Here is a 22,618-nt window from a genome sequence, read left to right as displayed (position 1 = left end):
TGCAGGCGTGCCATCAGGCGGAAAAGCGCTGTCCAGGCTGTCGATCGGTCAATTTGTCGCAAGATTTTTCATGAAATCTGCCGGTGAGCCTTGAGCGGGGGAGAGTGGAAGTGAACAATGTTCTCTTTCGTATTTCCGTCGAGATTGGCCATGATTTCCCGTTCCCGTCTGCTTGCCTGGCTGCCTGCCCTGTTGCTTGGCCCGATGCTGGCGCTGTGCAGCACCCCGACGCTGGCCGAAGCACCTGCCGAGGCGACCAAGGCGTTGCATCTGCTGGATTACATCGGTGCCGACTACCCACCAACCGTGCGTGACGGCAAGGTGGTGGACGACGGGGAATACCGCGAGCAACAGGAGTTCAGCGGGGTGCTGGCCGAGTTGGTCAAGGGGCTGCCCGAGCATGCCGAGCGCGGCGCGCTGGAGCAGGGTGTCCAGAGCCTGCGCCAGGCCATCGACCAGCGACAGGATGGCGCCGGCGTTGCTCGCCAGGCCCGCCAGCTGGGTGCACGCCTGGCCGTGGCCTACGAGGTCAGCCAAGCACCGGTGATCACCCCGGACCCGGCCCGCGGCGCATCGCTGTATGCCCAGAATTGCTCGATCTGCCACGGTGATACCGGGCTGGGCGATGGCCCGGCCGGTGTCGGCCTGGAGCCTGCGCCAGCCAACCTGCGCGATGCCGCGCGCCTCGACCAGCTCAGCCTGTTCGACCTGTACAACACCCTCGGACTGGGCATCGAGGGCACCGAGATGCCCTCGTTCGCCGACCAGCTCGACGAGCGCCAGCGCTGGGACGTGGCGGCCTATATCGCCAGCTTCACCGCCGATCCGCAGGCGGCAAAGAGCGACAAGACCTGGAACCTCGCCGACCTGGCCCGGCAGACCCCGGCCGAGGTTGCCGCCAGTGAAGGCGCAAACGCTGTGGCCGCGTTCCGCGCCCAGCGGGCGCAACCGCCGCAGGTCAAGCGTGGCCCGGCGCAGTTGCTCGAGTACACCTCCAGCACCCTGGACAAGAGCCTGGCGGCTTACCGCGCCGGCGACCACGACCAGGCCTACGACTTGTCGGTGGCGGCTTACCTGGAAGGCTTCGAGCTGGTGGAAAGCTCGCTCGACAACATTGACACCCAGGCCCGCAAGGACACCGAGAAGTCGCTGATGGCCTACCGTCAGTCGCTGCAGGACGGCCTGCCGGTGGCCCAAGCCGAACAGCGCCTGGCCGAAGCCAAGGTCAAGCTCGAACAGGCCTCGAAGCTGCTGGGCAGCGATGGCCTGAGCTGGTCGTTGAGCTACATCTCCGGCCTGCTGATCCTGCTGCGCGAGGGCCTGGAGGCGATCCTGGTGCTGGCGGCGATCCTCGCTTTCCTGCGCAACACCGGCCAGCAGTCGGCTGTGCGCAGCGTCAACGTTGGCTGGGCCTTGGCCTTGGTCGCCGGCTTCGCCACCTGGGCCCTGGCGGCCTACGTGATCGACGTCGGTGGCGCGCAGCGTGAGCTGCTCGAAGGCTGCACGGCCTTGTTCGCCGCGGTGATGGTGCTGTGGCTCGGCGTGTGGATGCACGACCGCCGCCACGCCGCCGCCTGGCAGGACTACATCAAGAGCAGCCTGGTCGGTGGCGGCGGGCGCTTCGGCTTTGCCGTGCTGGCGTTCTTCTCGGTGTACCGCGAGCTGTTCGAGGTGATCCTGTTCTACGAGACCCTGTGGCTGCAGGCCGGGCCGGCTGGCCACCAGGCGGTTCTTGCAGGCGGTGCCACGGCGCTGGTGCTGCTGGTGGGCCTGGCCTGGGTGATCCTGCGCGGCTCGGCCAAGCTGCCGCTGTCGCTGTTCTTCAGCATCAACGCGGCTTTGCTCTGTGCGTTGTCGGTGGTGTTCGCCGGGCACGGCGTCAAGGCGCTGCAGGAGGCCGGCGTGCTGGGTACGCGGCCGGTGGCGTTCTTCGAGTTCGACTGGCTGGGGATCCACGCCGATCTCTACTCACTGAGCGCGCAGGCGGTAGCGTTGCTGGCTATCGTGTTCCTCTATGGGCGCAGCCGCTTGGCCGAGAAGCACCGGGCGGCGGCGAGCTGAGTCTGTGCAGGGGGAAGGGGGGGGCCACTGGCCCGCCCCGCGATGAGGCTGGGGCTGGCATAATGTCCGCCCGGAGCACAGGATTAATCTCATGCGTGTATGGATCGATGCCGACGCCTGCCCCAAGGCGGCCAAGGACCTGATCGTCAAGTTCGCCCTCAAGCGCAAGCTGGAGGTGGTGATGGTGGCCGGCCAGCCGCAGATCAAGCCGGCCTTCGCCTGCGTGCGGCTTATCGTGGTGCCCAGCGGCATGGACGCGGCCGACGACTACCTGGTGGACAACGCCGAGCCCGGCGAGCTGGTGATCTGCAGCGACGTGCCGCTGGCCGACCGCCTGATCAAGAAAGGCGTGGCCGCGCTGGACCCGCGCGGCCGCGAGTTCGACGAGCGCAACATGGGCGAGCGCCTGGCGGTGCGCAACCTGTTCACCGAACTGCGCGAGCAGGGGCAGGTGGGCGGCGGGCAGGCACCTTATGGCGAACGCGAGAAGCAGGCGTTCGCCAATGCCCTGGACCGGATTCTGGGACGGCTTTCCAAGCGTTAAGTACGTGGGGCTGCCGGTTCCCGCATGTGTAGGTGATCCTGTGGGAGCCGGCTTGCCGGCGATGGCCTGCGTAGCAGGCCTTCGAGGCCTTACTTGTCACCCTCGTGGGTCAGCTCCAGCACCCGATCCACCAACTTGTAGATGCCACCCGCCGCCTCGCTGATCGACTTAGCCAGCATGTACGCCGGGGTAGTCACCAGCTTGCGCTGGGTATCTTCGACGATGTCATGCACATCGCACTCTTCATGGGTGCCGCCCATCTTCACCACCGCCGCGCTGGTACCGGCGTCAGTGCCGATGGTGCAGACCACGCCCGGCCCATAGATCTTCGCCGCCAGGGCCGGCGAGATGCAGATCAGCCCGACCGGCTTGCAGGCATCGGCAAACGCCTCGGCCAGCGCCAGCACGTCTGGTTGCACGGTGCAGTTGGCGCCTTCGACGGCAAAGTTCGACAGATTCTTCGCCGCGCCGAAGCCTCCCGGCACGATCAGGGCGTCGAAGTCCTCGACCTTGGCTTCGCGAATGTCCTTCACCTCGCCACGGGCGATGCGCGCCGACTCCACCAGCACATTGCGCGATTCGGGCATCTCTTCCCCGGTCAGGTGGTCGATCACATGCATCTGCGCGATGTTCGGCGCGAAGCACTGCACCTGGGCGCCGCGCTGGTCCAGGCGCAGCAGGGTGATCACGCTCTCATGGATTTCGGCGCCGTCGTACACGCCGCAACCGGACAGAATCACCGCAACTTTTTTTGTCATGCTCAATACTCCAGTGTCGAGGCGCTAAATGTCCTCTAGTTTGGCAGATGTAGCCATGGGATTTGCCCCAGTGCAGGCCTAATCTTCGTGGACAACCTTGGAGGTGGCCGTTCATGGACCTGATTCTGCTGGCCGTGCCGTTCTTCTTCGTGCTGATCGCGGTGGAGCTTATCGCCGACCGCGTGCGCGGGCGCCGCAACTACCAGCTTGCCGACTCGATCAACAGTCTGAGCACCGGTGCGCTGTCCACCAGCACCGGGCTGCTGACCAAAGGGGTGGGGCTGGTCACCTATGCCGTGGCCTGGGAGCACTTGGCCTGGCTGCGGCTGCCGGCGGATGCCTGGTGGGTGTGGATGGTCGCCTTCGTGCTCTACGACCTCTGCTATTACTGGCTGCACCGCCTGGGCCACGAGCGCAACGTGTTGTGGGCCGCGCACTCGGTGCATCACCAGAGCGAGGAGTACAACCTCACCACCGCCTTGCGCCAGACCAGCAGCGGTTTTCTGTTTTCCTGGATCTTCTACCTGCCGCTGGCGTTGCTGGGCGTGCCGCCCCTGGTGTTCATCACCGTGGCCTCGCTGAACCTGCTCTACCAGTTCTGGGTGCACACTCGCCATGTGCCCAAGCTGGGCTGGCTCGAGTGGATTTTCATCACGCCGTCCAACCATCGCGTCCACCATGCGCAGAATCCTCTGTACTTGGATCGCAACTACGGCGGCGTGTTCATAATCTGGGACCGGCTGTTCGGCACCTTCCAGGAAGAGGACGAGCGCGAGCCGGTGATCTTCGGCGTGACCACGCCTTTGGCGAGCTGGAACCCGCTGTGGGCGAACGTGCAGTTCTACGCCCAGCTGTGGGACGACGCCCGGCGAACGGCCCGTTGGTGGGACAAGCTGCGTATCTGGTTCATGCCCACTGGCTGGCGGCCGGCGGACGTGACCGCCGCTTATCCACAGGCCAAGCAGGACCTCGCCGCGTTTCGCAAGTTCGCGATCCCGCTGGGCGGCGCACAGCAGCTGTACGTCACGGCGCAGTTCGCGGTCTACGTGGCGTTGGGCAGTTATCTGATGGACGTGGCGGAACAGGTGACGCCCACGGCCCTGGCATTGGGCTGGACGGTTATGGCGTTCGGGCTGTTCGTGCTGGGCGTGGCGCTCGAGGACCGACCCTGGGCAGCGCGCCTGGAGCTGGCGCGCCTGCTGTCGAATGCGCCAGCGCTGTACCTGGCCGGCGCGCTGGGCTTAGTGCTGGTCACGCCCCTGTTCTGGCTGCTGCTCCTGGGTTACAGCCTGCTCAGCCTCGGCGGCCTGGCCCTCTGCCGCCGCGCGACGCTCGGCGCGGCTGTTGCGAAAGCGCCGGCGCAGCCAGAGCGCGAGGCCCAGCACCAGCAGGCCGCCGAGCACCCATAGCTCGTACTTCTTGATGCTGCCCAGCATGCCTTCGAGGATAGCGCCGAAGTGATAGGCGGCCAGGCCCAGGGCCAGGGCCCAGACTGCGGCGCCGATGCCGTTGAGCAGCAGGTAGCGGCGTGGCGGGTAGCCGGACAGGCCGATGGCCACCGGCATCACCGTGCGCAGGCCGTAGACGAAGCGGAAGCTCAGCACCCAGATGTCCGGATGGCGGCGGATATGCTCCAGCGCACGGTCGCCCATGGCTTGCCAGCGAGGCTTGCGGGCGAGGATCTTGCGCCCGTGTCGGCGACCCATGAAATACCACAACTGGTCACCGGCATAACTGCCACAGAAGGCCACCAGGACCACCAGCTTGATATCCATGTATTCGCGAAACGCAAGAAACCCTGCGAGCACGAGGATGGTCTCGCCTTCGAAGAACGTGCCGAGAAAAAGGGCAAAGTAGCCGAAATCGTTCAGGAATTGTTGAAGCATTTTCTGGCGTGCTGGCGAAATGAACGCGCAGCCTACCCCTTCGGGCGCGATCGGGAAAGTGTCCAAATGTGTCTCGACGTGAACAATTCCTACAAGGACAATGACTGCGGCCACAAGTCGCAGGGTTGCCCTCGGGTGTCACACAGGCGTCATAATGGCCGCTTATAACTGTCGCGCTCGCCCGCCTGCGCGGGCTCAGGAGTCTGCCGTGAGCTTTACCCCCGCCAATCGTCTGTTTCCTGCCACCCGTCTGCGTCGCAACCGTCGGGACGAATTCTCCCGTCGCCTGGTTCGCGAAAACACCCTGACTGTCGATGACCTGATTCTTCCGGTATTCGTACTGGACGGCGAGGGCCGCCGCGAAGAAGTGCCGTCCATGCCGGGCGTCGAGCGTCTGTCGATCGACCTGCTGCTGGAAGCCGCGCAGAGTTGGGTAGAGCTGGGCATTCCGGCGCTGGCGCTGTTCCCGGTGACCCCGACCGAAAAGAAATCCCTCGACGGCGCCGAAGCCTGGAACCCGGATGGCATCGCCCAGCGCGCCACCCGCGCCCTGCGTGCCCGCTTCCCGGAACTGGGGGTGATCACCGACGTGGCCCTTGACCCGTTCACCACCCACGGTCAGGACGGCATCCTCGACGAGGAAGGCTATGTGCAGAACGACATCACCGTCGACGCCCTGGTGCGCCAGGCGCTGTCCCATGCCGAGGCTGGCGCCCAGGTGGTCGCGCCATCGGACATGATGGACGGCCGTCTCGGCGCGATCCGTGAAGCCCTGGAAGTGGCCGGCCACGTCAACGTGCGCATCATGGCCTACTCGGCCAAGTACGCCAGTGCCTACTACGGCCCGTTCCGTGATGCGGTCGGCTCGGCGCTGAACCTCGGCAAGGCCAACAAGGCCTCCTACCAGATGGACCCGGCCAACAGCGACGAAGCCCTGCACGAAGTGGCCACCGACCTTGCCGAAGGCGCCGACATGGTCATGGTCAAGCCGGGCATGCCGTACCTGGACATCGTTCACCGGGTGAAAACCGAGTTCAAGGTGCCGACCTTCGTCTATCAGGTCAGCGGCGAGTACGCCATGCACATGGCCGCGATCCAGAACGGCTGGCTCAGCGAAGCCGTGATCCTCGAATCCCTCACCGCATTCAAACGGGCAGGCGCCGATGGCATCCTGACCTATTTCGCCGTGCGTGCCGCTCAAATGATGAGAGGGCAGTAACGCTCTCCAGGAACGTCAGATGAATAACGAAGTGCTCAACCCTGTCGCGATCAAGGATGCCCAGGCCGTGCCCGAAGAGATGGTGCAGACCCCGCCCGACCTGCCAGAGGTAGCGCAGCCGGAACCTGTCGCTGAAGCCGCCCCGGCCCCAGCGCCTGTGCCGGCCCCGGCGATCGCCGTGCCGAGCCTGGACGACAGCAGCCTGTACATTCATCGCGAGCTTTCGCAGCTGCAGTTCAATATCCGCGTGCTGGAGCAGGCGCTGGACGAGTCGTACCCGCTGCTCGAGCGCCTGAAGTTCCTGTTGATCTTCTCCAGCAACCTGGACGAGTTCTTCGAAATCCGTGTGGCGGGCCTGAAGAAGCAGATCAACTTCGCCCGCGAACAGGCCGGCGCCGACGGCCTGCAGCCGCACCAGGCGCTGGCGCGGATCAGCGAACTGGTGCACCTCGAAGTGGATCGGCAGTACGCGATCCTCAACGACGTGCTGCTGCCAGAGCTGGAAAAACATGCCATTCGCTTCATCCGTCGCCGTTACTGGACGCCCAAGCTCAAGACCTGGGTACGGCGCTTCTTCCGCGACGAGATCGCGCCAATCATCACCCCGATCGGCCTCGACCCGACCCACCCGTTCCCGTTGCTGGTGAACAAGAGCCTGAACTTCATCGTCGAGCTCGAGGGTGTCGACGCCTTCGGCCGCGATTCGGGCCTGGCGATCATCCCGGCGCCGCGCCTGCTGCCGCGGGTAATCCGGGTGCCGGAAGACGTCGGCGGGCCTGGCGACAACTATGTGTTCCTGTCGTCGATGATCCATGCCCATGCCGATGACCTGTTCCAGGGCATGAAGGTCAAGGGCTGCTATCAGTTCCGCCTGACTCGTAACGCCGACCTGGCGCTGGACTCGGAAGAGGTCGACGACCTGGCCCGTGCCCTGCGCGGCGAGTTGTTCTCGCGTCGCTACGGCGATGCCGTGCGCCTCGAGGTAGCCGATACCTGCCCGAAACACCTCTCCGACTATCTGCTCAAGCAGTTCAGCCTGAGCGAGAGCGAGCTGTACCAGGTCAACGGCCCGGTCAACCTGACCCGTCTGTTCAGCATCACCGGGCTCGATAGCCACCCGGAGCTGCAGTACACGCCGTTCACCCCGGCAATCCCCAAGCTGCTGGTGAACGCCGACAACATCTTCAGCGTGATCGGCAAGCAGGACATCCTGCTGATGCACCCATTCGAATCGTTCACCCCGGTGATCGACCTGCTGCGGCAGGCCGCCAAGGACCCGCACGTGCTTGCCGTGCGCCAGACGCTCTATCGCTCGGGTGCCAACTCGGAGATCGTCGACGCCCTGGTGGACGCGGCGCGTAACGGCAAGGAGGTCACCGCGGTGATCGAATTGCGCGCACGCTTCGACGAAGAGTCCAACCTGCAGATGGCCAGCCGACTGCAGGCCGCCGGCGCGGTGGTGATCTACGGGGTGGTGGGCTTCAAGACCCACGCCAAGATGATGCTGATCCTGCGCCGCGAGCAGGGTGAAATCGTCCGTTACGCGCACCTGGGCACCGGCAACTACCACGCCGGTAACGCCCGCCTGTACACCGACTACAGCTTGCTGACCTCCGACGACGCCCTCACCGAGGACGTCGGCAAACTGTTCAGCCAGCTGATCGGCATGGGCAAGACCCTGCGCATGAAGAAGCTGCTGCACGCGCCCTTCACCCTGAAAAAGGGCATGCTCGACATGATCGCCCGGGAGACCCAGTTCGCCCTGGAGGGCAAGCCTGCGCACATCATCGCCAAGTTCAACTCGCTGACCGACGCCAAGATCATCAAGGCGCTGTACAAGGCCAGCCAGTCGGGCGTGCGCATCGACCTGGTGGTGCGTGGCATGTGCTGTCTGCGGCCGGGCATCCCGGGCGTTTCGCACAACATCCATGTGCGCTCGATCATCGGCCGCTTCCTCGAGCACACCCGGGTGTTCTACTTCCTCAATGGCGGCGAGGAGCAGATCTACCTGTCCAGTGCCGACTGGATGGAGCGTAACCTCGACAAGCGTGTCGAGACCTGCTTCCCGGTGGAAGGCAAGAAGCTGTTGCTGCGGGTCAAGAAGGAGTTGGAGGGATACCTGACCGACAACACCCAGGCCTGGACCCTGCAACCGGACGGGCGCTACGTGCGCAGCACCCCGACCGGCAACCAGAACCCGCGCAGTGCCCAGGCGACCCTGCTGGAGCGCCTGAGCAACCCGGTCCTCAACGTACGCTGAGGACGAAGCCGACCCGGGCCAGCCACTCCGCCTCGTTGGCGAAGTCGGCCTGGGTCAGCTGGTTTTCTTCCAGCCAGTTTCCAGGGAAGACCACTTCGAGGCTGTCGTCGCCGGCCTGCAGTACCACTTTCGGCATCTGCTGGTTGCCACGGATATGGTGGAAGAGGATAGCGAAGCGCAACAGCACGCACAGGCGGATCAGCTTGATGCCTTCGTCGCCGAACTCGGCGAACTTGTCCTTGGGAATGTTGCGGCGATGGCCGCGCACCAGCAGGGCCATCATCTGCTGGTCCTCGCGGGAGAAGCCGGACAGGTCGGAGTGCTCGATCAGGTAGGCGCCGTGCTTGTGGTAGTGGTAATGGGCGATATCCAGGCCAACTTCGTGCACTTTCGCCGCCCAACCCAGAAGATCGCGCCAGTTGCCGTCCTCGAGCTCCCATGTCTTGGCCACTTGGTCGAAGGCGTGCAGCGCCTTGCGCTCGACCCGTGCGGCCTGGCCCTGGTCGACGTGGTAACGCTCCATCAGCGAGTTCAGGGTGCGCTCGCGCACATCTTCGTGATGGTGGCGGCCCAGCAGGTCGAACAACACGCCTTCGCGCAGGGCACCGTCGCAGTGTTCCATGCGCTGCAGCTCCAGCGCATCGAAGATCGCCTCGAGGATGGCCAGGCCCGCCGGGAAAATAGTTCGGCGATCGGGCTTGACCCCTTCGAAGTCGATCTTGTCGGTCTCGCCCAGCTTGAACAGCTTGCGCTTGACCCAGGCCAAGCCCTCGGCGTTGACCTCGCCATTGCCCAGTCCGCCGGACTTGATGGCGGCGCCGATGGCGCGGATGGTCCCGGACGAGCCGATGGCCTCGTCCCAGGTCAGGCGGTGCAGGGCGTTCTCGATGCTCATCAGCTCCAGGCGCGCGGCGGTGTAGGCCTGTGCGTAGCGCGCCGGGGTGATCTTGCCGTCGCGGAAATAACGCTGGGTGAAGCTGACGCAGCCCATTTGCAGGCTTTCGCGCAGCAGCGGCTCGAAGCGCTGGCCGATGATGAACTCGGTGCTGCCGCCGCCGATGTCGGCGACCAGGCGCTTGCCCGGGGTGTCGGCCAGGGTGTGGGACACGCCCAGGTAGATCAGGCGCGCCTCTTCACGGCCGGAAATGACCTCGACCGGGTGGCCGAGGATGGCCTCGGCGCGCAGGATGAATTCGTTGCGGTTGCGTGCTTCGCGCAAGGCGTTGGTGCCGACGATGCGCACCGCGCCCTGGGGCATGCCGTTGATCAGCTGGGCGAAGCGCTTGAGGCATTCCAGGCCGCGTTGCATGGCTTCTTCGCTGAGCCTGCGCTCATCGTCGATGCCGGCGGCGAGCTGAACCTTTTCTCCAAGCCTTTCGAGGATGCGGATTTCCGTGTGATGGGCCTTGGCGACGACCATGTGGAAGCTGTTGGAGCCCAGGTCGATGGCGGCGATCAGAGACAGGTTCTTCGCGGTGGTATGCGGCATGGTCTGGAGGTTCTCGGTCGTTAACCCGGCAATCGTGCCACGATCGTGGTCCTACGCCAACGAGCGGCACTGCAAGGCTTGATGCATGGCAATGTCATAGCAATGTTATGACCGTGATATGACAGTTTCGATTCGTGGCGTCTTGCACAACTATAGTTACACTCAATCGTCTGTGGCTTCCTGTCGCGCCTGGGTGCGGCTATGATGGGCAACGTTTTTTTGTGCTTACGACCTGGAGATATCCATGAGCAGCGATCTTATCAAACATGTCACCGACGCCAGCTTCGAAGCCGACGTACTCAAGGCTGAAGGCGCGGTGCTGGTCGACTACTGGGCTGAATGGTGCGGCCCATGCAAGATGATCGCGCCGGTACTGGACGACATCGCTTCGGAATATCAAGGCAAGGTGACCATCGCCAAGCTGAACATCGACGAAAACCAGGAAACCCCGGCCAAGCACGGCGTGCGTGGCATCCCGACGCTGATGCTGTTCAAGAACGGCAACGTCGAGGCCACCAAGGTCGGCGCGTTGTCCAAGTCGCAGCTCAAAGCGTTCCTCGACGCCAGCCTGTGATGTGAAGAAGCCCCGCAAATGCGGGGCTTTTCTTTATCTGTTGTAGGTAGTTTCCCCGATGGCTCGCGAGCCCCGGCCTTGCGGCCATCCAGTCGGATAGCCCCGTAAAACACTGGCCAAAACCACTAGACGTCGAAAAAAGCAAGTGTTACATTCGGCCTCGCACTGCTTCTCCAGTGCCCTCTGCACGCCGTCGCCGAAGCATCCCTAATTCGAATCAGTACGCGATCCTGTCGCCATCTAGCGGCGCGGCCTCATTAAGCCAACTGCTTAATTTTTCCCTTCCTTACATGATTACGTCACTCCCCTTATGAACCTGACAGAACTCAAGCAAAAGCCGATTACCGATCTTTTGGAAATGGCCGAACAGATGGGCATCGAAAACATGGCCCGTTCGCGCAAACAGGACGTGATTTTCGCCCTGCTGAAAAAGCATGCGAAAAGCGGCGAAGAGATCTCGGGTGACGGCGTGCTGGAGATTCTCCAGGATGGTTTCGGTTTCCTGCGTTCGGCGGATGCCTCTTACCTGGCCGGCCCTGACGACATCTACGTTTCGCCCAGCCAGATCCGTCGCTTCAACCTGCGCACCGGCGACACCATCGTCGGCAAGATCCGCCCACCGAAGGAAGGCGAGCGTTACTTCGCGCTGCTGAAGGTCGATACCATCAACTTCGACCGTCCGGAAAACGCGAAGAACAAGATCCTGTTCGAAAACCTGACGCCGCTGTTCCCGAACAAGCGCCTGAAGATGGAAGCCGGTAACGGCTCCACCGAAGACCTCACCGGTCGCGTCATCGACCTGTGCGCCCCGATCGGCAAAGGCCAGCGTGGCCTGATCGTCGCACCGCCGAAAGCCGGTAAGACCATCATGCTGCAGAACATCGCGGCCAACATTACCCGCAACAACCCCGAGTGCCACCTGATCGTCCTGCTGATCGACGAGCGCCCGGAAGAAGTGACCGAGATGCAGCGCACCGTGCGCGGCGAAGTGGTCGCCTCGACCTTCGACGAGCCGCCGACCCGCCACGTGCAGGTTGCCGAAATGGTCATCGAGAAGGCCAAGCGCCTGGTCGAGCACAAGAAAGACGTGGTCATCCTGCTCGACTCCATCACCCGTCTGGCGCGTGCCTACAACACCGTGATCCCGAGCTCCGGCAAGGTGCTGACCGGTGGTGTCGATGCCCACGCCCTGGAGAAGCCGAAGCGCTTCTTCGGTGCCGCCCGTAACATCGAGGAAGGCGGTTCGCTGACCATCATCGCCACCGCGCTGGTCGAGACTGGCTCGAAGATGGACGAAGTGATCTACGAAGAGTTCAAGGGTACCGGCAACATGGAGCTGCCCCTGGACCGCCGCATCGCCGAGAAGCGTGTGTTCCCGGCCATCAACATCAACAAGTCCGGTACCCGTCGTGAAGAGCTGCTGACCGCCGACGACGAACTGCAGCGCATGTGGATCCTGCGCAAGCTGCTGCACCCGATGGACGAAATCGCCGCCATCGAGTTCCTGGTCGACAAGCTCAAGCAGACCAAGACCAATGATGAGTTCTTCCTGTCGATGAAGCGCAAGTAAGCGTTTCAGACTGGAACTGATTGGGGCTGCTTTGCAGCCCATCGCCGGCAAGCCGGCTCCCACAGGGCTCACACTGACCTTGTGGGAGCCGGCTTGCCGGCGATGGGGCGCGAAGCGGCCCCAAGTCATTCTTGGCCTTTACCCCGCCAACGGCGCTACACTCTGCACCCCGACCGATACGCCCAACACGAGGCCCTTGCATGCAGTATCGCGATCTGCGCGACTTCATTCGTGGCCTGGAACAGCGCGGTGAACTCAAGCGCATCCAGGTTCCCATCTCCCCAGTTCTGGAAATGACCGAAGTCTGCGACCGCACGCTGCGCGCCAAGGGCCCGGCCTTGCTCTTCGAAAAGCCCACTGGGTTCGACATGCCGGTGCTGGGCAACCTGTTCGGCACCCCCGAGCGCGTGGCCATGGGCATGGGCGCCGAGTCGACCGAAGAACTGCGCGAAATCGGCAAGCTGCTGGCGTTTCTCAAGGAGCCGGAGCCGCCGAAGGGCCTGAAGGACGCCTGGTCGAAGCTGCCGATCTTCAAGAAGGTCGTGTCCATAGCGCCGAAGGTGGTCAAGGACGCGGTATGCCAGGAAATCGTGGTCGAAGGCGATGACGTTGACCTCGGCCAGCTGCCTATCCAGCACTGCTGGCCTGGCGATGTTGCGCCGCTGATCACCTGGGGCCTGACCGTGACCCGCGGGCCGAACAAGGACCGCCAGAACCTGGGCATCTATCGCCAGCAGGTGATTGGCCGCAACAAGGTGATCATGCGCTGGCTGAGCCACCGCGGCGGGGCGCTGGACTACCGCGAATGGTGCGAGAAGCATCCTGGCCAGCCGTTCCCGGTAGCCGTGGCGTTGGGCGCTGACCCGGCGACCATCCTCGGTGCCGTGACCCCGGTCCCGGACACGCTTTCCGAGTACGCCTTCGCTGGCCTGTTGCGTGGCAACCGCACCGAACTGGTCAAGTGCCGTGGCAACGACCTGCAGGTACCGGCCACCGCCGAGATCATCCTCGAAGGCGTGATCCACCCCGGCGAGATGGCCCCGGAAGGCCCGTACGGCGACCACACCGGCTACTACAACGAAGTGGACAGCTTCCCGGTGTTCACCGTCGAGCGCATCACCCATCGGCAAAAGCCGATCTACCACAGCACCTACACCGGCAGGCCGCCGGATGAGCCGGCGATTCTCGGCGTGGCGCTGAACGAAGTGTTCGTGCCGATCCTGCAGAAGCAGTTCCCCGAGATCACCGACTTCTACCTGCCGCCGGAAGGCTGCTCGTACCGCATGGCGGTGGTGACCATGAAGAAGCAGTACCCGGGCCATGCCAAGCGCGTCATGCTGGGTGTGTGGTCGTTCCTGCGACAGTTCATGTACACCAAGTTCGTTATCGTCACCGACGACGATATCAACGCCCGCGACTGGAACGATGTGATCTGGGCCATCACCACGCGCATGGACCCCAAGCGTGATACGGTGATGATCGACAATACCCCCATCGACTACCTCGACTTCGCGTCGCCGGTATCGGGGCTGGGGTCGAAGATGGGCCTGGACGCCACGCACAAATGGCCGGGCGAGACTACACGCGAATGGGGCCGGGTCATCGTCAAGGACGAGGCCGTCACCCGCCGTATCGATGAGTTGTGGGACCAGTTGGGAATAGATTGATGCAGGTAACCTTGCAGCCTTCCGGGGCGGTACTGGCGGTCGAACCGGGTGAAAGGATTCTGGATGCGGCACGGCGACTGGGCTATGACTGCCCGAACAGCTGCCGCAACGGCAACTGCCATGTGTGTGCCGCGCTGCTGGTGGAAGGCAGTGTTCGCCAGGAAGGCCAGGTGCGCGATCACGGTGAGCTGTTCACCTGCATCGCCGAGCCGCTGGAGGACTGTGTGTTGTTGTGGGATGGTGTGCTGGCCCTGGGCGAGCTGCCGCTGCGCAAGCTGGCCTGTACCGTGAGCGAGTGCGTCGAGATCGGTGGCGATGTCTGGCGCGTGCGCCTGCGCGCGCCGGCCGGCAAGCCGCCCCGCTACCACGCCGGGCAATACCTGATGATCGAGCGCGAGGGCATGGACAAGGCAGCTTTTTCGCTCGCTTCGGCGCCCCACGGTGGGCGAGAGCTGGAGCTACACGTGCTGGCCCGCGAAAGCAGTGCCGTGCAGTTGATCGAGCAGTTGCAGCGCAATGGTCTGGCCCGCATCGAACTGCCATTTGGTGATGCTCACCTGGCGGAATTGCCCGACGGCCCGCTGGTATTGATCGCTGCCGGTACCGGCATGGGGCAGATGCACAGCCTGATCGAGCACTGCCGGGCGCAGGGCTTCAAGCACCCGGTGCACTTGTACTGGGGTGTACGCCGGCCTGAAGACTTCTACCAGATCGAACACTGGGCCGAATGGGAGCGCCTGCCGAACCTGTTCCTGCACAAGGTGGTCAGCGATCTGTGCGGTTGGGAGGGGCGCTGTGGCCTGCTCCACGAAGCGGTATGCGAGGACATCGGCGACCTCAACCAGGTGCATGTCTATGCCAGTGGCTCGCCGAACATGGTCTACGCCACCCTCGATGCATTGGTCGAGGCCGGCATGGATGCCCACCGCATGCGGGCTGACGTGTTTGCCTATGCGCCACGCGGGTGAAGTAACCCGGCATGCCGCAAGGGCGTGCCGGGTTTAATAACCAAGTGTTTTCCTGTTAATTATATGGCGGAGATTGTTACCGGTGCGGGTAATAAGTTTCGCTATACTCGGACTATTAGTTCCCGTTCAGCGGATGCTTTAATGAAATCCTGTTTTCGGGGTTGAGTGCAAAGTGCGTTCTGCCTTACGTTAGGTGCCAGGTAAATCGCCGGGCAAGCCCGTTCTCACGCGATCCTGGTAGGCCTTGGTGGAAGCGGGCTTGCCCCGCGATAGCCTCCGAACAGGCACGGCATTACCTGCACTTTGGTAGTTCTCAGGAATTAATGGCGGCAGCTCATGTCGACGCTTGAAAGTTCATCCTGGCAAATAGCCTATCCGCCGTCACTCGACTTCGGGCAGCAGTTGACCCGTGAACAACTGCAGCGTTCGATGCAGGAAACCATGTCCCAGCACGAAGGCGGCCCGGTCTGGCTGTTTGCCTATGGTTCGCTGATCTGGCGCCCCGAATGCAACTCGGTCGAGCGCCAGCGGGCGCGGGTGCATGGTTATCACCGCGGCCTCTACCTGTGGTCCCACGAGCACCGTGGCACCCCGGAGTGCCCGGGTCTGGTGTTCGGCCTGGACCGTGGCGGCTCCTGCAGCGGCTTCGCCTTCCGTCTGGACGAAACCAACCTGCACGACTCGCTGATGGCCCTGTGGCAGCGTGAGATGCCGTTCCCGGCCTATCGTCCGCATTGGTTGAGCTGCCGCCTGGACGATGGCAGCAAGGTGCAGGCGCTGGGCTTCGTGCTCGAGCGGCACCTGCCGTGCTACGCAGGCAACCTGCCGGACACGCTGCTCAGCCAGATCCTCGCCAGCGCCAAGGGGCGCTACGGCACCACGCGCGATTACGTAGAGCAGACCCTCAACGCCCTGCGCAGCCACCAGATGCCCGATCGCAACCTGGAAGCGCGCTTCAGGCGTTGCCACAACCTGCGCGAGGTGTGAGCCCCGCGCATCGGGTTCACTCCTGGCCGGCGGCGGTGCCGAGGAACTTGCGCAGGAACTGACGCGTGCGCTCTTCCTTCGGGTTGGCGAACAGCGCCTTGGCCTCGCCCTGCTCGACGATCACGCCCTTGTCGAAGAAGATCACCCGGTTGGCGACATCGCGGGCGAAGCTCATCTCGTGGGTGACGATGATCATGGTGCGCTTCTCCTCGGCCAGGCCGCGGATGGTTTCCAGCACTTCGCCGACCAGTTCGGGGTCGAGCGCCGAAGTGGGCTCGTCGAACAGGATCACTTCCGGCTCCATGGCCAGGGCGCGGGCGATGGCCACCCGTTGTTGCTGGCCGCCGGACAGGCGCCTGGGGTAGGCGTCTTCCTTGCCTGCCAGGCCAACCTTGGCCAACAGGCGCCTGGCCAGCTCGATGGCCTTGTCGCGGGGCGTCTTCTTGACGATCACCGGCCCTTCGATGACGTTCTCCAGAGCGGTGCGGTGAGGGAACAGGTTGAAGTTCTGGAACACGAACCCGGCCTGTTGGCGCAGGCGGCGGATCGCACTCTGCTGGCCGCCCAGCGGGCGATTGGCATCGATGCTGATATCGCCGATCTGGATGCGCCCGGCATCTGGGGTTTCCAGCAGGTTCAGGCAGCGCAGGAAGGTGGTTTTGCCCGAGCCGCTGGGACCGATGATGGCCACCACTTCGCCGGGTTGCACGCTCAGGTCGATGCCGTTGAGCACGGTCTGGCCCTTGAACTGCTTGGTCAGGCCTTCTACTACGATCATCTCAATGCTCCTGGTCGTGCTGGTTGACCCGCGCTTCCATGCGGTTCTGGAAGTGCGCCAGGATGCTGCAGAGGATCCAGTAGACCACCGCGACAGCCAGGTACATGGTGAAGACCTCGAAGGTCCGTGCGGTGATCAGCTGCGCCTGGCGGAACAGCTCGGGCACCTGGATGGTCGCCGCCAGGGCGGTGTCCTTGACCAGCGAGATGAAGCTGTTGCCCAGCGGTGGCAGGGCAGTGCGCAGGGCTTGCGGCAGGATCGCCCGGCGCATGGCCTGGGTGCGGGTCATGCCGATGCTGGCGGCTGCTTCCCACTGGCCACGGTCGATCGAGGAGATTGCCGCGCGGAGAATCTCGCAGATATACGCCGCCATGTTCAGTGACAGACCAATCAGCGAGGCCGGGATCGGATCGAGCTCGATGCCGATCTGCGGCAGGCCGAAGTAGATCACGAACAGCTGCACCAGCAGCGGCGTGCCGCGGAAGAACGACACATAGATGCGCGCCAGCCAGTCCAGCGGCAGGATCTTCGACAGCCGCATCAGCGCCAGGGCAAAGCCCAGCACCAGGCCAAAGAACATGCCGCCGACGCTGAGCAGCACGGTATAACCCGCGCCCTTCAACAGGAAGGGCGCGGAATCGACAACGAGTTGCAGGCTTTCAGCGATCATTTGGTGACATCGGCACCGAAGTATTTCTCGGACAGCTTGGCCAGCGAGCCGTCGGCCTTGAGCTTGTCGATGGCCTTGTTCAGCGCATCGAGCAGTTCAGGTTCGCCTTTGCGCAAGGCCACGCCCGATTCCAGCTTGGAGAATTTCTCGCCAGCGAGTGCGGTCGGTTTCTTGTCCTTGGCGGTTTTCTGGACGTACTCGAGTGCAGCCAGGCGATCGATCAGGATGGCGTCGATACGACCGTTGCGCAGGTCGGCGAACTTGGTCGGGTCATCTTCGTAAGTGCGCACATCGGCTGTCGGCACATCCTGCTTCACCCATTGCTCATAGTTGGTGCCCAGGCCGACACCGACCTTCTTGCCACCGAGATCGGCAGCAGTCTTGATGTTTTTCTCGTTGTCACTGCCCTTGAGTACCAGGGCCTGAATGCCGGAAACGGTGTAGGGCTCGGAGAAATCGTACTTCTTCTTGCGTTCCTCGGAGATGGTCACCTGGTTGATCACCACGTCGAGACGCTTGGATTCCAGTGCGGCGAGGATGCCGTCCCACTTGGTCGGCTGGACCTTGGCCTTGACCCCCAGCTCCTTGGCCAGCAACTCGGACAGCTCGACCTCGAAGCCGGTCAGCTTGCCGTTTTCGTCCTGGAAGCTGAACGGTGGGTAAGTGCCCTCCAGGCCGACGTTGATCACGCCCTTTTCCTGGATGGTCTTCAACTGCTCGCCGGCAAAGGCCTGGCCGAGCAGGCCGGCGCCGAGCAGGAGCGCCAGGCTGGCGTTGAGAAGGGGTTTGGCGAATTTGGTCATGGCATGCCCCGCGCTTGTTGTGGAAGTAGTGAGGTGGCGACTATAGAGGTGGGCTTCATAGGCCGGGAAATAATAAAAAATCAGGTTGTTATTCCCAAACTGCAAATTGCAGCGGCTTATACCCGACTTAGCTCAGGATGGAATAAAGCGTTGTTTTTTCCAAGAGGCAGATTTGACGTATCGTGTTTTACACCTCCTTGTGAGGAGCGTACGCATATCGAGAAAGCCGCCTGGCAGGAGAAACACCGTGAGCGAACAACCATCAACCGGGCACTGGCAGTTGCAGGGTATCGTCAGTGGCCTGCGCAACGCCCGCGAGCAGTGGCGCAGCAGCAATGGCCGCAGCAGCGGCGAGCAGGGCGGGCGCGAACTGCCGTCGCGCGAGGCGCTGCGGCAGATCCTCGAGCAGTTGTGCGGCGCGCTGTTCCCCATGCGCCTTGGGCCGGTGGACCTGCGCGAGGAAAGCGAGGACTTTTATGTGGGCCACACCCTCGACGCCGCCCTCACCGCGCTGCTGGCCCAGGCCCGTCTGGAACTGCGCTACGCGGCGCGCCATGGCAAGACCGATGTGGTCGATGTCGATACCCACGCCCTGCGCCTGATCCAGGATTTTGCGGCGGCCCTGCCGGCGCTGCGCGTGCTGCTGGACACCGACGTACTCGCCGCCTTCCACGGCGACCCGGCGGCGCGCAGCGTCGACGAGGTGCTGCTGTGCTACCCGGGCATCCTGGCGATCATCCACCACCGGCTGGCCCACCACCTCTATCGAGCCGGCCTGCCGCTGCTGGCGCGGATCAGTTCGGAGCTGGCGCACTCGGCCACCGGCATCGACATCCACCCCGGTGCGCAGATCGGCCCGAGCTTCTTCATCGACCATGGCACCGGCGTGGTGATCGGCGAGACCGCGATCATCGGCGAGCGGGTGCGCATCTACCAGGCGGTGACCCTGGGCGCCAAGCGCTTCCCCAGCGACGAGTCCGGCACCTTGCACAAGGGCCTGGCGCGGCACCCGATCGTCGAGGACGACGTGGTGATCTACGCTGGCGCGACCATCCTCGGGCGGATCACCATCGGCAAGGGTTCGACCATTGGCGGCAACGTCTGGCTGACCCGCAGCGTGCCGGCTGACAGCAACATTACCCAGGCGAACCTGCAGCTCGATTGCGAGGGCAAGAAAGCCCTCTAGCTCAAGGCTTATGAGGCGTGGCGGCGGGACTTCCCGCCCCCACCTCGATCACGCCCTGGAGCGGCATCGGGTCGCATTGAAATCCAATCCATGTTTAACTTGAACGCTTGTTCAACGAAAAACGCTGGTCCATTGCCGGTGTTCAAAAGGAGGAATCGCCTTTGCTGAACCCGTTCAATCCGAACCTCACGTCCCGTGCCGAGGTGCCCGTTCGATGAGTGCACCGACCCCCGACCTTGCCAACGGCAAGATCCGCATGAACCCCCCCGTGTTCTATTTCGCGGCAAGCTTCATCCTCATTTTCGGCCTGATCGTCATCGCCCAGCCCCAGGCTGCCGGCGAGTGGTTGCTGGCCGCGCAGTACTGGGCGGCCAACACGGTCGGCTGGTACTACATGCTGGCCATGACCCTGTACCTGGTGTTCGTGGTGGTCACTGCCTTGTCGGGCTACGGCAAGATCAAGCTCGGCGCCGACCATGACGAACCCGAGTTCAGCTACCTGTCCTGGGCCGGCATGCTGTTCGCCGCCGGCATCAGCATCACGCTGTTCTTCTTCTGCGTCTCCGAACCGCTGACCCACATGCTCCAGCCGCCCCAAGGCGAGGCGGGCACGGCCGAGGCCGGGCGCCAGGCGATGCAGATCCTGTTCCTGCACTGGGGCCTGCACGGCTGGGGTGTGTTCGCCTTCGTCGGCATGGCGCTGGCTTACTTCGCTTATCGGCACAACCTGCCGCTGGCCCTGCGTTCAGCGCTGTACCCGCTGATCGGCAAGCGCATCAACGGGCCGATCGGCTACGCGGTGGATGGCTTCGGCATCATCGCCACGGTCTTCGGCCTGGGCGCCGACATGGGCTTTGGCGTGCTGCACCTGAACGCAGGCCTGGACTACCTGTTCGGCATCAGCCACAGCCAATGGGTGCAGGTGATCCTCATCACCCTGATGATGGGCGCGGCCGTGGCCGTGGCGGTCGCCGGGGTGGAGAAGGGCGTGCGGGTGATGAGCGACATCAACCTGTTCCTGGCCTGCGCGTTGCTGCTGTTCGTGCTGTTCGCCGGGCCCACCCAGCACCTGTTCAACACCCTGATCCAGAACCTCGGTGACTACCTTGGCGCCCTGCCGCGTAAGAGCTTCGATGTGTACGCCTACGGCGAGCAGCGCGACTGGCTGGGCGGTTGGACGGTGTTCTACTGGGCCTGGTGGATTGCCTGGGCGCCGTTCGTGGGGTTGTTCATCGCCCGTATCTCGCGGGGCCGGACCATTCGCGAGTTCGTCTTCGGCGTGCTGCTGATCCCGCTGGGCTTCACCCTGGCGTGGATGTCGATCTTCGGCAACAGCGCCCTCGACCAGGTGATCAACCACGGCATGACCGCGCTCGGCCAGTCAGCCCTCGACAACCCGTCGATGAGCCTGTACCTGCTGCTGGAAACCTACCCGTGGAGCAAGACGGTGATCGCCGTGACGGTGTTCATCAGCTTTGTGTTCTTCGTCACCTCGGCCGACTCCGGCACCGTGGTGCTGTCGACGCTGTCGGCCAAGGGCGGCGGCGCCGACGAGGACGGCCCGAACTGGCTGCGGATCTTCTGGGGCGCAATGACTGCGCTGATTACCAGCAGCCTGCTGTTCGCCGGCAGCATCGACTCGCTGAAGTCGGCGGTGGTGCTGACCTCGCTGCCGTTCTCGCTGATCCTGCTGTGCATGATGTGGGGGCTGCACAAGGCCTTCTATCTGGAAAGCCAGCGGCAGATCGCGCAGATGCATTCGCTGGCGCCCTTCGCCCAATCCCGGCGCGGGCGCGGCGGCTGGCGCCAGCGTCTGAGCCAGGCGGTGCACTTCCCGTCTCGGGACGAGGTGTATCGCTTCATGGACGACGTGGTGCGCCCGGCCATTGCCGAAGTGCGCGAGGTGTTCGAGCAGAAGGGCCTGGTGCTGATCACCCAGGACGACCCGAGCCACGACAACGTCAGCCTGAAGATCGGTCATGGCGAGGAACAGCCGTTCATCTACCAGGTGCAGATGCGCGGTTACTTCACGCCATCGTTCGCCCTGGGCGGGCTGGGCACCCAGGACTTGAAGAACCGCCGCTACTACCGTGCGGAGGTGCACCTGTCCGAGGGCAGCCAGAACTACGACCTGGTGGGCTACAGCAAGGAACAGATCATCAACGACATCCTCGACCAGTACGAGCGGCACATGCAGTACCTGCACCTGGTCAGGTAGATCGCTGGGGACGCTATGCGGCCCTTTCGCTGGCTCCCACAGGGTTGTTGCAAAACCTGTGGGAGCTGGCTCGCCAGCGAAAGGAAGCCAAAGGCCTCCCCCCGATCTTTCAGAACGGCGCATCCCCCAGGATGGTCGCCCGATGCATTACCCGCCGGCTGGGCCGGTAATCATCCACCGCAAAGTGCTGCGTCACGCGGTTGTCCCAGAACGCCACGTCATTTTCCTGCCAACGCCAGCGAATGCTGAACTCCGGCCGCGTCGCATGGGCGAACAGCAGCTTGAGCAGCGCCTCGCTCTCCTGCTCATTCAATTCGTTGATCCGCGTGGTGAAACCTTCATTGACGAACAATGCCTTGCGCCCGCTGACCGGGTGGGTACGTACCACCGGGTGCGACAGCGGCGGGTTGTTGCGCCGGGTGGCTTCCCAGCGTGCCAGGTCCTCGGGCGTGGTGCCGAAACGCTCCAGCGGGAACGACTTGGTGAAATCATGGGTGGCGGTCAGGCCGTCGAGCATCGTGCGCAGCGGCGCCGACAGCGCCTCGAACGCGGCGATGCCGCTGGCCCACAGAGTGTCGCCGCCATAGGCCGGCAACTGCTTGGCGCTGAGCACCGCGCCCAGCGCCGGGGTGGGCAGGAAGGTCACGTCGGTGTGCCACATGGCGTTGTCGCGCACATCGGTGACTGCGGTGTCGAGGATCAGTACCTGCGGTGTCTCCGGCACATTGGGATAGATCGGGTGGATATGCAGGTCGCCGAAGCGGGCGGCGAAGCGCGCCTGCTGCTCGGGGGTGATCGGTTGGTCGCGGAAGAACAGCACCTGGTGTTCGAGCAGCGCCTGCTCGATGGCATCACGCTGTTCGGCAGTGATGTCGCGGCTGATGTCCACGCCGCTGATCTGCGCGCCCAGTGCCGGGCTCAAGGGGGTAACGGTCAGGCTCATGTGGTTTCTCGTTGCAGGTGCCGGGTTGCCGGCGTGG

The 22,618-nt window shown here is 63.7% G+C and carries 18 protein-coding genes and 1 pseudogene; 12 read left to right on the top strand and 7 right to left on the bottom strand.

The window, feature by feature from the left end:
- Window positions 1-117: 117 nt before the first annotated feature.
- Both AAHK21_RS12710 and AAHK21_RS12705 read left to right on the top strand, forming a co-directional pair.
- Window positions 118-2,061, top strand: coding sequence for an FTR1 family protein (locus AAHK21_RS12710; RefSeq protein ID WP_367857422.1), 1,944 nt, complete (start codon window positions 118-120; stop codon window positions 2,059-2,061).
- A gap of 91 nt (window positions 2,062-2,152) precedes the next feature.
- Window positions 2,153-2,605, top strand: coding sequence for a YaiI/YqxD family protein (locus tag AAHK21_RS12705; RefSeq protein WP_023630873.1), 453 nt, complete (start codon window positions 2,153-2,155; stop codon window positions 2,603-2,605).
- 89 nt (window positions 2,606-2,694) lie between these two features.
- Here AAHK21_RS12705 and elbB read toward each other — a convergent pair whose 3' ends face one another.
- Complete coding sequence (gene elbB, locus AAHK21_RS12700; RefSeq protein WP_110700134.1) at window positions 2,695-3,363, bottom strand: isoprenoid biosynthesis glyoxalase ElbB; 669 nt, start codon at window positions 3,361-3,363, stop codon at window positions 2,695-2,697.
- Window positions 3,364-3,476: 113 nt separating this feature from the next.
- On the opposite strand from elbB, the pseudogene AAHK21_RS12695 reads away from it, so the two are divergent.
- Window positions 3,477-4,103: pseudogene (locus AAHK21_RS12695) on the top strand (sterol desaturase family protein); the annotation flags it as partial.
- Between the two features lie 501 nt (window positions 4,104-4,604).
- Here the strand turns inward: AAHK21_RS12695 and AAHK21_RS12690 are convergent.
- The gene (locus AAHK21_RS12690; RefSeq protein ID WP_081941314.1) at window positions 4,605-5,249 is read right to left on the bottom strand and encodes a DedA family protein; all 645 of its coding nucleotides are present in this window, start codon (window positions 5,247-5,249) and stop codon (window positions 4,605-4,607) included.
- A gap of 208 nt (window positions 5,250-5,457) precedes the next feature.
- Between AAHK21_RS12690 and hemB the strand changes: the two genes are divergently transcribed.
- On the top strand, window positions 5,458-6,468 hold the full coding sequence (gene hemB / locus AAHK21_RS12685; protein ID WP_367857421.1) for a porphobilinogen synthase: 1,011 nt from the start codon (window positions 5,458-5,460) through the stop codon (window positions 6,466-6,468).
- A 19-nt stretch (window positions 6,469-6,487) separates the two neighbouring features.
- Window positions 6,488-8,728, top strand: coding sequence for a polyphosphate kinase 1 (gene ppk1, locus AAHK21_RS12680; protein ID WP_367857420.1), 2,241 nt, complete (start codon window positions 6,488-6,490; stop codon window positions 8,726-8,728).
- Here the strand turns inward: ppk1 and ppx are convergent.
- Window positions 8,715-10,217, bottom strand: a complete 1,503-nt coding sequence (gene ppx / locus AAHK21_RS12675) for an exopolyphosphatase (protein ID WP_367857419.1) — start codon at window positions 10,215-10,217, stop codon at window positions 8,715-8,717. The genes ppk1 and ppx overlap by 14 nt on opposite strands.
- A 244-nt stretch (window positions 10,218-10,461) precedes the next feature.
- Here ppx and trxA point away from each other — a divergent pair, with 244 nt between their 5' ends.
- The 5 genes from trxA (at window position 10,462) to AAHK21_RS12650 (ending at window position 15,983) form a co-directional block, all read left to right on the top strand.
- Window positions 10,462-10,791, top strand: coding sequence for a thioredoxin TrxA (gene trxA, locus AAHK21_RS12670; RefSeq protein ID WP_046857535.1), 330 nt, complete (start codon window positions 10,462-10,464; stop codon window positions 10,789-10,791).
- Window positions 10,792-11,101: 310 nt separating this feature from the next.
- The gene (gene rho, locus AAHK21_RS12665) at window positions 11,102-12,361 is read left to right on the top strand and encodes a transcription termination factor Rho (RefSeq protein ID WP_011536308.1); all 1,260 of its coding nucleotides are present in this window, start codon (window positions 11,102-11,104) and stop codon (window positions 12,359-12,361) included.
- Window positions 12,362-12,561: 200 nt separating this feature from the next.
- The gene (gene ubiD, locus AAHK21_RS12660) at window positions 12,562-14,028 is read left to right on the top strand and encodes a 4-hydroxy-3-polyprenylbenzoate decarboxylase (protein ID WP_367857418.1); all 1,467 of its coding nucleotides are present in this window, start codon (window positions 12,562-12,564) and stop codon (window positions 14,026-14,028) included.
- Window positions 14,028-14,996 (top strand): CDP-6-deoxy-delta-3,4-glucoseen reductase, encoded by a 969-nt coding sequence (locus AAHK21_RS12655; protein ID WP_367857417.1) that lies wholly within the window; start codon window positions 14,028-14,030, stop codon window positions 14,994-14,996. The genes ubiD and AAHK21_RS12655 overlap by 1 nt, the downstream gene beginning before the upstream one ends.
- A 336-nt stretch (window positions 14,997-15,332) precedes the next feature.
- Window positions 15,333-15,983: a gamma-glutamylcyclotransferase gene (locus AAHK21_RS12650; RefSeq protein WP_102683473.1), complete on the top strand. Its 651-nt coding sequence runs from the start codon at window positions 15,333-15,335 to the stop codon at window positions 15,981-15,983.
- Window positions 15,984-15,999: 16 nt separating this feature from the next.
- Here the strand turns inward: AAHK21_RS12650 and tcyN are convergent, their stop codons facing one another.
- The 3 genes from tcyN to tcyJ are packed head-to-tail and all read right to left on the bottom strand — an operon-like array spanning window position 16,000 to window position 18,234.
- Window positions 16,000-16,761 carry an L-cystine ABC transporter ATP-binding protein TcyN gene (tcyN, locus tag AAHK21_RS12645; RefSeq protein WP_046857531.1) on the bottom strand — a complete coding sequence of 254 codons (762 nt, stop codon included), beginning with the start codon at window positions 16,759-16,761 and terminating at the stop codon, window positions 16,000-16,002.
- Between the two features lies 1 nt (window position 16,762).
- A complete protein-coding gene (gene tcyL / locus AAHK21_RS12640) occupies window positions 16,763-17,431 on the bottom strand; it encodes a cystine ABC transporter permease (protein WP_046857530.1) in 669 nt (222 codons plus the stop codon).
- The gene (tcyJ, locus tag AAHK21_RS12635; RefSeq protein WP_023630289.1) at window positions 17,428-18,234 is read right to left on the bottom strand and encodes a cystine ABC transporter substrate-binding protein; all 807 of its coding nucleotides are present in this window, start codon (window positions 18,232-18,234) and stop codon (window positions 17,428-17,430) included. The genes tcyL and tcyJ overlap by 4 nt, the downstream gene beginning before the upstream one ends.
- A gap of 247 nt (window positions 18,235-18,481) precedes the next feature.
- On the opposite strand from tcyJ, the gene epsC reads away from it, so the two are divergent.
- Together epsC and betT are read left to right on the top strand one after the other, a co-directional pair.
- A complete protein-coding gene (gene epsC / locus AAHK21_RS12630; RefSeq protein ID WP_046857529.1) occupies window positions 18,482-19,420 on the top strand; it encodes a serine O-acetyltransferase EpsC in 939 nt (312 codons plus the stop codon).
- 256 nt (window positions 19,421-19,676) lie between these two features.
- Window positions 19,677-21,638 carry a choline transporter BetT gene (gene betT / locus AAHK21_RS12625; protein ID WP_367858985.1) on the top strand — a complete coding sequence of 654 codons (1,962 nt, stop codon included), beginning with the start codon at window positions 19,677-19,679 and terminating at the stop codon, window positions 21,636-21,638.
- Between the two features lie 109 nt (window positions 21,639-21,747).
- On the opposite strand, the gene tauD is transcribed toward betT, so the two are convergent.
- The gene (gene tauD, locus AAHK21_RS12620) at window positions 21,748-22,581 is read right to left on the bottom strand and encodes a taurine dioxygenase (RefSeq protein ID WP_367857416.1); all 834 of its coding nucleotides are present in this window, start codon (window positions 22,579-22,581) and stop codon (window positions 21,748-21,750) included.
- Window positions 22,582-22,618 lie beyond the last annotated feature (37 nt).

It is taken from the genome of Pseudomonas sp. TE50-2, assembly GCF_040813665.1.
GTDB classification, from domain to species: Bacteria; Pseudomonadota; Gammaproteobacteria; order Pseudomonadales; family Pseudomonadaceae; genus Aquipseudomonas; species Aquipseudomonas soli.
Note: the sequence above shows the minus strand (reverse complement) of the source record. Positions and strands in the feature narration are given on the sequence as shown.

Bases quoted from the DNA above. Each gene is read 5' to 3' on its own strand.
- AAHK21_RS12710 (WP_367857422.1), top strand. From the start codon at position 118: ATGTTCTCTTTCGTATTTCCGTCGAGATTGGCCATGATTTCCCGTTCC.
- AAHK21_RS12705 (WP_023630873.1), top strand. From the start codon at position 2,153: ATGCGTGTATGGATCGATGCCGACGCCTGCCCCAAGGCGGCCAAGGAC.
- elbB (WP_110700134.1), bottom strand. From the start codon at position 3,363: ATGACAAAAAAAGTTGCGGTGATTCTGTCCGGTTGCGGCGTGTACGAC.
- AAHK21_RS12690 (WP_081941314.1), bottom strand. From the start codon at position 5,249: ATGCTTCAACAATTCCTGAACGATTTCGGCTACTTTGCCCTTTTTCTC.
- ppk1 (WP_367857420.1), top strand. From the start codon at position 6,488: ATGAATAACGAAGTGCTCAACCCTGTCGCGATCAAGGATGCCCAGGCC.
- ppx (WP_367857419.1), bottom strand. From the start codon at position 10,217: ATGCCGCATACCACCGCGAAGAACCTGTCTCTGATCGCCGCCATCGAC.
- trxA (WP_046857535.1), top strand. From the start codon at position 10,462: ATGAGCAGCGATCTTATCAAACATGTCACCGACGCCAGCTTCGAAGCC.
- rho (WP_011536308.1), top strand. From the start codon at position 11,102: ATGAACCTGACAGAACTCAAGCAAAAGCCGATTACCGATCTTTTGGAA.
- ubiD (WP_367857418.1), top strand. From the start codon at position 12,562: ATGCAGTATCGCGATCTGCGCGACTTCATTCGTGGCCTGGAACAGCGC.
- AAHK21_RS12655 (WP_367857417.1), top strand. From the start codon at position 14,028: ATGCAGGTAACCTTGCAGCCTTCCGGGGCGGTACTGGCGGTCGAACCG.
- AAHK21_RS12650 (WP_102683473.1), top strand. From the start codon at position 15,333: ATGTCGACGCTTGAAAGTTCATCCTGGCAAATAGCCTATCCGCCGTCA.
- tcyN (WP_046857531.1), bottom strand. From the start codon at position 16,761: ATGATCGTAGTAGAAGGCCTGACCAAGCAGTTCAAGGGCCAGACCGTG.
- tcyL (WP_046857530.1), bottom strand. From the start codon at position 17,431: ATGATCGCTGAAAGCCTGCAACTCGTTGTCGATTCCGCGCCCTTCCTG.
- tcyJ (WP_023630289.1), bottom strand. From the start codon at position 18,234: ATGACCAAATTCGCCAAACCCCTTCTCAACGCCAGCCTGGCGCTCCTG.
- betT (WP_367858985.1), top strand. From the start codon at position 19,677: ATGAACCCCCCCGTGTTCTATTTCGCGGCAAGCTTCATCCTCATTTTC.
- tauD (WP_367857416.1), bottom strand. From the start codon at position 22,581: ATGAGCCTGACCGTTACCCCCTTGAGCCCGGCACTGGGCGCGCAGATC.